At 63.3% G+C, this 7,253-nt stretch carries 5 protein-coding genes; 4 read left to right on the plus strand and 1 reads right to left on the minus strand.

Translation table 11 applies throughout. The annotated features are described in order from the left end of the window. Positions 1-246: 246 nt before the first annotated feature. Positions 247-1,803, minus strand: a complete 1,557-nt coding sequence (locus P0D68_RS19355) for an NADH-quinone oxidoreductase subunit M (protein WP_408298993.1) — start codon at positions 1,801-1,803, stop codon at positions 247-249. A gap of 79 nt (positions 1,804-1,882) precedes the next feature. Between P0D68_RS19355 and P0D68_RS19360 the strand changes: the two genes are divergently transcribed. The 4 genes from P0D68_RS19360 to P0D68_RS19375 all read left to right on the plus strand — a co-directional run bounded on the left by P0D68_RS19360 (position 1,883) and on the right by P0D68_RS19375 (position 7,114). Beyond that, entirely contained in the window at positions 1,883-2,266 is a 384-nt protein-coding gene (locus P0D68_RS19360) for a hypothetical protein (protein ID WP_408298995.1), read from the plus strand. Positions 2,267-2,488: 222 nt separating this feature from the next. Beyond that, positions 2,489-3,226, plus strand: a complete 738-nt coding sequence (locus tag P0D68_RS19365) for an ABC transporter ATP-binding protein (protein WP_408298997.1) — start codon at positions 2,489-2,491, stop codon at positions 3,224-3,226. Then, a complete protein-coding gene (locus P0D68_RS19370; RefSeq protein WP_408299014.1) occupies positions 3,216-5,792 on the plus strand; it encodes an FtsX-like permease family protein in 2,577 nt (858 codons plus the stop codon). The genes P0D68_RS19365 and P0D68_RS19370 overlap by 11 nt, the downstream gene beginning before the upstream one ends. Positions 5,793-5,959: 167 nt before the next feature. Beyond that, complete coding sequence (locus P0D68_RS19375; RefSeq protein WP_408298999.1) at positions 5,960-7,114, plus strand: lipocalin-like domain-containing protein; 1,155 nt, start codon at positions 5,960-5,962, stop codon at positions 7,112-7,114. Positions 7,115-7,253: the final 139 nt, after the last annotated feature.

The following is a 7,253-nucleotide window of genomic DNA, read 5'->3' on the forward strand; positions in this document are numbered from 1 at the left end:
CCGTGCGACACGTTGCCGCACACCTGTGCGCAGCTGAACGTTTGCGATGCTCCGTTGCAGAGCATCGGGAAATCCGCGAATCAAAACAGCCCTTTAAACAAGCACTAAAACGAACAAAAAGCGACGCGGCCTGAATGGCCGCGCCGCGCATGATACACATAGAAACTTGATGCAGAAAGGACAAACACGCAACGGCCAAGCAAACATTCGCCGGGCGAATGCTGCAACTGCGCAGTCGCCCGTCGATCAGCCCGGTGAGCGCGTCTTCGAAGCCACGAGTGCCGGCGCCGCCGCCTGCAGATGTTCATCGCCTTCAGCAGGCGCAGACTCCGACGGATGAACCGAGCGCTCCGATTGAGCCAGCAGCGTGCCGACCGACGGATCGATCGCGTCGGTGAACGGCTTCGGATTAACGCCGATCGCAAGCACCAGCAACGCCATCGCGCCGAGCAGCACGAATTCGCGCGTGCCGAGATCCTTGAGGTTCGCTACGCGCGCGTTGGCGATCGCACCGAAGATCACACGCTTGTACATCCACAGCGTGTAGGCCGCGCTCAGAATCAAGGTCGAAGCGGCCATTGCGCCGATCCAGAAATTGAAGCGAATCGCGCCCATCAGCACCATGAACTCGCCGACAAAGCCTGACGTGCCTGGCAGGCCGATGTTGGCCATGGAGAACAGCATCACGAAAGCAGCGAAGCGCGGCATGGTGTTGGCGACGCCGCCGTACTCGGCGATCGACGCGGTCTTCGTGCGGTCGTAGAGCATGCCCGTGCACAGCAGCATGGCGCCGGACACCACGCCGTACGACAGCATCTGCACGATTGCGCCGGCCTGGCCGATACGGTTGAATACGAACAGGCCGAGCGTGACGAGACCCATGTGCGCAACCGTCGAATACGCGAGCAGACGGCGCATGTCGGTTTGCACGAGTGCCAGCAGGCTCGCGTAGATCACGGCGACCAGCGAGAGCGTGATCATCACCGGTGCGAAGAAGTGGCTGGCCTGCGGCGCAATCGGCAGCGCGAAACGCAGCAGACCGTAGCCGCCCAGCTTCAGCATGCCGATCATCACGGCAGCGCCGGTCGGGCCGTCGAGGTGGACATCCGGCAGCCACGTGTGCAGCGGCCACATCGGCACCTTCACACCGAACGCGGCGAGAAAGCCGAGGAAGATCAGGACCTGCGGCCAGGTGCCCAGGTGCGTCTCACGCCACAGCGCGAGATCGAAGCTGTGCGTCTGGCTATACAGATACAGCATCGACATCAGCATCATCAGCGAGCCGAGGAACGAGACGAAGAAGAATTTCACCGCGGCATACGAGCGGTTCGATTGTCCCCAGGTGCCGATCAACAGATAGAGCGGGATCAGCGTGGCTTCGAACGAGATGAAGAACAGCATGCCGTCGAGCGAGGCGAAAACCCCTTGCATGAAACCCGACAGCATCAGGAACGCGCCGAAGTACTGGGCAGTCCGCTCGGTGATCGACTCCCACGAGCCGACCACGATGATGATCGTGGTGAGCGCGGTCAGCGCGACGAGCCACAGCGAAATCCCATCCACGCCCAGGTGCCAGGCGATATCGAACGTGGGCGACCACCTGACGTTCTCGACGAACTGCATCGACGTGACGTCGTTGCGGAAATTCGCCACCAGCGGAATCACCGGCAGGAAACCCGCAACCGCGCCGGTCAGCGCGAGCCACCGGGTGCGACCACGTGCCGCGTCGGATCCGGCGCGCAAAACGACCAGGCCAGCGACAATAGGGATCCAGATAAGAAGGCTAAGAAGAGGCAATGGCATGTGCTCTGTCAAAAACTTGAAGTACAAAACGCCGTATCAACGCCTTCAAAATGCAAGACATTGAAATGGAAATGTAGGCTTGGTTTCGCTGAAATTGACGTCGAAGCGGTGGTTTCCGCTACACGTTTACCCGCAGTCGAATGACCGAGGGTGGGAGATTACCAAGATAAGAATACTTTTGCAGCGCAACAACGCCGAAAGGGCGCTGGCAATGCATTGTTGCCCCGCACGCCCTTGCGAAATGGATAAAAATGTGCAGACGCACAAACCCTTTTGCACGCCTGTCGGGCGGCGAATTTACGCGAAAAAGAGCGCAAATAAGAACCCGTTATTGAATTTTGCGGCAGCGCTCCGGCACGTGTTCGAGGGTGGAATAGAAGATGCCTACGCTCGGGGTGCGGAGGACGTGAATTTCCAGCATCCGGAAAAAATTTTGTCCACCGGTGGACAAAAAATTTTTTGATCCGTCACTCTAAATAATCCGGCATGCCGCGCAGAAGAATATCGACGCACCGACCGGTTGCCTGCTTTCCGGGCCTGTCGCGACGCGAGCCGCAAGCTTCAGCGTGGCTTACAGAAGCCGAATATACTTCGGCGGCTCAGGCGCCGATCATCGTGCATGAGTGCGGCGCGTCGGCCGCCTGTCTGGAAGCCGCCCTCGCCGGCCTCACTTTTCGGAAACTGCATGCTGCTTCGTGACGAAGGCGTCGTTCCCGCGCTCGAGTGCCGCGGACTCTGCAAGACATATGGCGCCGGGCGCATCGTGCTGGCGCATCTGGATTTCACGCTCGCGCCCGGTGAGTTCGTTGCGATCATGGGCGATTCCGGCGTCGGCAAATCGACGCTGCTCAATCTCGTGGCAGGTCTCGACAGCGCGGATAGCGGCGAAGTGATCATCGACGGCAGCGCCGTTTCGCGTCTGGACGACAACGCGGCAACGCGCCTGCGCCGGCAAAAACTCGGCTTTGTCTTCCAGGCGTTTCACGTGTTGCCGCACCTCACGCTCGCGCAAAACGTGGCGCTGCCCCTCCTGCTCAACGATCTGCCCGCTGCCGCCGCACGCGATATGCTCGCGGCCGTTGGCCTCACCGGACGCGGTGATGACTTCCCGCGCCAACTCTCGGGCGGCGAATTGCAGCGTGTCGCGATCGCGCGAGCGCTCGTGCATCGTCCGAAGCTGATTCTCGCCGACGAGCCCACGGGCAACCTCGACCCCGACACCGCGCACGACGTGCTCGGCCTGTTTCGCGCGCAGAGCAAGGCGACCGGCGCGGCCACGATCATGGTGACGCATTCGGAAGCCGCCTCGGCCGTTGCGGACCGCATCCTGATTCTGAGCGACGGCGGCTTGCACGCTTCGCCCCGGCCAGCCGCGCCCTTCGCTTCCCGCTCCCCGGCGCCTTCCGCTGATGATGTCCGCTGATTCACCGCCGCGTCCCCGGCTGCGCGGACAAGGACACCGTGTCCTCGCGCGCTGGCTGCTGGGCGCCGAGTGGCGCAGTCACCGCGGGCGCGCACTGGTTGCAATTGCAACGATCGCGCTCGGCGTCGCGCTCGGTTACGCCGTGCAGTTGATCAACAGCGCGGCCTTCAACGAATTCTCCGCGGCAGCCCGCAGCCTGTCGGGCGAGGCCGATCTCCAGGTGCGTGGCGCACAACCTCTGGTGGACGAAGCCATCTATCCGCAACTCGCCAACGCGCCCGGTGTCGCGCTGGCCAGCCCCGTGCTCGCGCTCGATGTCACCGTGCCCGAGCGGAGCGCGGCACTGCCGGTGCTCGGCATCGACGTGTTCAAGGCGAGCCGGATTGCGCCCGATCTGACCGGTGTGCCGTCGCCGGATCGGCCATTCGACACGCTCGCGGCCGATACCGTGTTTCTCTCGTCGGCAGCCCAGCAGTGGCTCAACGTGAAAATCGGCGACACGGTGGCGCTGCGAAGCGGCACGGCGATCGTGCATTTGCGCGTGGCGGGCGGCATTGTCAGAACACGGCCCGGTCAGCGGCTTGCGGTCATGGATATCGCCGCCGCGCAGTGGAAGTTCGGCAGAATCGGCAAGCTGTCGCGCGTCGATGTGCAACTCGAACGCGGCGTCGACAGGGAACGCTTCAGGCGCGGTCTGCAAGCGCGCCTTGGCAGCCAGTGGGTCGTATCCGAAACCCGTGACGCCGAAAGCCGCACGGATCGCTTGTCCCGCGCGTATCGAATCAATATGAACGTTCTCGCGCTGGTGGCGTTGTTCACCGGCGCGTTTCTCGTGTTTTCGACGCAGGCACTGAGCGTCGTGCGACGCCGCGCGCAGTTCGCCATGTTGCGTGTGCTCGGACTGACGCGCGGTCAACTGCTGCGCCAGATTCTGCTGGAAGGCGCACTGCTCGGCCTGCTCGGTTCACTCGCGGGACTCGCGCTCGGCTACGCGATGGCGAGCGGTGCGTTGCATTTTTTCGGCAGTGACCTGGGCGGAGGCTACTTTCCCGGCGTCCAGCCGCAAGTCGGCTTCGAACCGCTGGCGAGCACATTGTTTCTCGCCCTTGGACTCGCCGTGTCGGTATTGGGCAGTCTTGCCCCCGCGCTGGAAGCCGTGCGTGCGCGGCCCGCCGCGGCTCTCAAGGCTGGTGCGGAAGAAGGCGCGCTGGCGCGGCTCGCCACACCATGGCCCGCCTTGCTGTGCCTGCTGGCCGCCGCCGCGCTCACGCAGGTGCCACCGTTGTTCGATGCGCCGATTGGCGGCTACGTGGCCGTCGCATTGCTGCTGGTCGGCGGAATTGCACTGATGCCGCGCGTGACCGCGCTCATCTTCGGCGCGGCGAGCCGTACCGTTGCCAGGCGGCGCCGCACTGGCGCGGTCAGCACGCTGGCTTTGGCGCGTCTTGCGAATGCGCCGGGGCACGCTTCGATCGCCATGGGTGGCGTGCTGTCGAGCTTTGCACTGATCGTCGCGATGGCCATCATGGTGGCCAGCTTCCGCGTTTCCGTCGAAGACTGGCTGGTCCATCTGCTCTCCGCCGATCTCTATGTCCGCATAGCACCAAACGGCGATACCGGCGGTCTGCGGCCCGATGAACAATCCCTGCTGGCAGCCGTGCCCGGCATCAAGACCGCCGCCTTTGCCCGTATCTCGCATCTCGCGCTCGACCCTGCGCGACCCGACGTCGCCTTGCTCGCTCGTGAGATCGACGCCGCCGATCCCGGCGCGAATCTGCAGATGACCGGCGCCGCGCTGCCACCTTCCGAATTTCACGCGGAAGAAACACCTGTTTGGGTATCCGAAGCAATGGTCGATCTGTATGGATATAAGTCAGGCCAGCGTGTGCAATTGCCGCTTGGCGAGCGTGGGCATGTGTTCGTGGTGGCCGGCGTATGGCGTGATTATGCGCGGCAGACCGGCGCGATCCAGATACGTCTCGCCGATTACCGGCGCTTGACCGGCGACACGAACGCAACCGATGTGGCCGTCACCGTTCAACCGGGGACGAGCGTCGAGCGGGTTGTCGCGGGGCTGCGAGCACTGCCCTTCGGCGCTTCGCTGGACCTCTCGCTGCCGGGTGAGATTCGTGCGCGCACGCTGGTGATCTTCGACCGCAGCTTTGCGGTCACTTATCTTCTCGAAGCAGTCGCTATCGTGATCGGGTTGTTCGGCGTGGCGGCGACGTTTTCCGCGCAAACGCTCGCACGGGCCCGCGAGTTTGGCATGCTGCGGCATGTGGGCGTGACGCGCACGCAGGTGCTCGGCATCCTTGCGCTCGAAGGCGGCATGCTCACCGCGTGCGGCATTGCTATGGGCTTCGTTCTGGGCTTCGCGATCAGTCTAATTCTGGTGTTCGTCGTCAATCCGCAGTCGTTTCATTGGAGCATGTCGCTGCACGTGCCGTGGACGGTGTTGGGGATCGTCGCGTTGGTCATGCTGGCTTCATCGTGTTCGACGGCGGTGATAGCGGGACGCGGCGCTGTGTCGGTAGATGCCGTGCGCGCCGTGAAGGAGGATTGGTGATGCGGGTTCTCTCGCGCAAATTGGCGCGGCGGATCAGACTTATGGCGGCAGCGCGCCTGGATCTCGTCAGCGGAGGGTCTTACCTGGTCTGGCGGATGCGCGCGACGCGAGTCCCACTTCCAGCTTTCGGTGAGGCCGAGTCGAACGACCGGGGGATCGCATGCGAGATGTCATGCGAGTCGCCCCTTGAGTCCTTTTGGCTGGCCCGTCGGCGCAAAGGCAGACGGGTTCTCGGATGGCTGTCCGTCGGGACACTGGCCGTCTCGACCGCGTTCGCCGCCGTGCCCGAATTCGCCGCGGTAACACCTGACCATGCAATCGCCCTCCCGCAGGACAGCGGCGCGCATGCGGGTTTTCGCACCGAGTGGTGGTACGCGACGGGTTGGCTCACTACGCCGGATAATCGGCCGCTGGGTTTTCAGATCACCTTCTTCCGCTCGGCAACCGGCCACGACGACGCCGACCCGAGCGCTTTCGCGCCGGCGCAATTGATCATCGCCCATGCCGCGCTGAGCGATCCAGCGCTCGGCCATCTTGCGCATGATCAGCGCATTGCACGTCAGGGCTTCGGCCTCGCTTACGCGAAGCCAGCCAATACCGATGTCAAACTCGACGCATGGAAAATGATTCGAGCCGCTGACGGTCATTACGACGTCAGTGTCGATGCAAACGGCTTCTCGTTGCATCTCGTGTTGACGCCGACTCAAGCCCCTTTGATTCAGGGCGAACGCGGCTATTCACGCAAAGGTCCGCGGCCTGAGCAGGCGAGCTATTACTACAGTGAGCCGCAATTGCGTGTGACTGGCAGCGTGGTTCGGCCGGTTGTGGCGGGCAATGTGTCGCATGGAGAGACTGCCGTAACGGGCATGGCGTGGCTCGATCACGAATGGTCGAGCACCCTGCTCGACGCAGATGCAGTGGGATGGGATTGGCTGGGCGCCAACCTCGACGACGGCTCTGCGCTGATGGCATTCAAGGTTCGTGGTCGCGATGGACACGCCGTGTGGACGCACGCCGTATTGCGCAAACCCGACGGCGAGGTGACGACGTTCGGCGCCCGCGAGGTGGACTTCACCCCACTGCGCACATGGCGCTCGCCGCGCACGAACACATCCTATCCGGTGTCGATGACCGTCAAAACCGGCGCGCTGAAGTGGCGACTTGATCCGCTGATGAACGATCAGGAACTCGATTCAAGACAATCGACGGGCACGATGTACTGGGAAGGTGCGGTGCGGGTGAGTCGCGCAGGCGTGGAGGTGGGACGGGCGTATCTGGAACTGACGGGCTATGCGAAGGCGGTGCGGCTGGGCAGGGAGTGAAGGCCCGGGTTCGCGCAGGTATTCCGGGCCGTTTTCCACGTGTTCGTTCGTGTCTGTTCGTGTTCGTCCGCGCCTGCCGGGCGTTTGCCGTTTGCCAGCGGGCTGCGGGCGGCCGTAAACGCAGAAACCCCACCTTTAT

Origin of the sequence: Paraburkholderia sp. RL17-380-BIE-A (genome assembly GCF_046028085.1) — a bacterium.
Lineage (GTDB): Bacteria > Pseudomonadota > Gammaproteobacteria > Burkholderiales > Burkholderiaceae > Paraburkholderia.

Coding starts and splice junctions, on each gene's coding strand:
- P0D68_RS19355 (WP_408298993.1), bottom strand. CDS start 1,803: ATGCCATTGCCTCTTCTTAGCCTTCTTATCTGGATCCCTATTGTCGCT.
- P0D68_RS19365 (WP_408298997.1), top strand. CDS start 2,489: ATGCTGCTTCGTGACGAAGGCGTCGTTCCCGCGCTCGAGTGCCGCGGA.
- P0D68_RS19370 (WP_408299014.1), top strand. CDS start 3,216: ATGTCCGCTGATTCACCGCCGCGTCCCCGGCTGCGCGGACAAGGACAC.
- P0D68_RS19375 (WP_408298999.1), top strand. CDS start 5,960: ATGTCATGCGAGTCGCCCCTTGAGTCCTTTTGGCTGGCCCGTCGGCGC.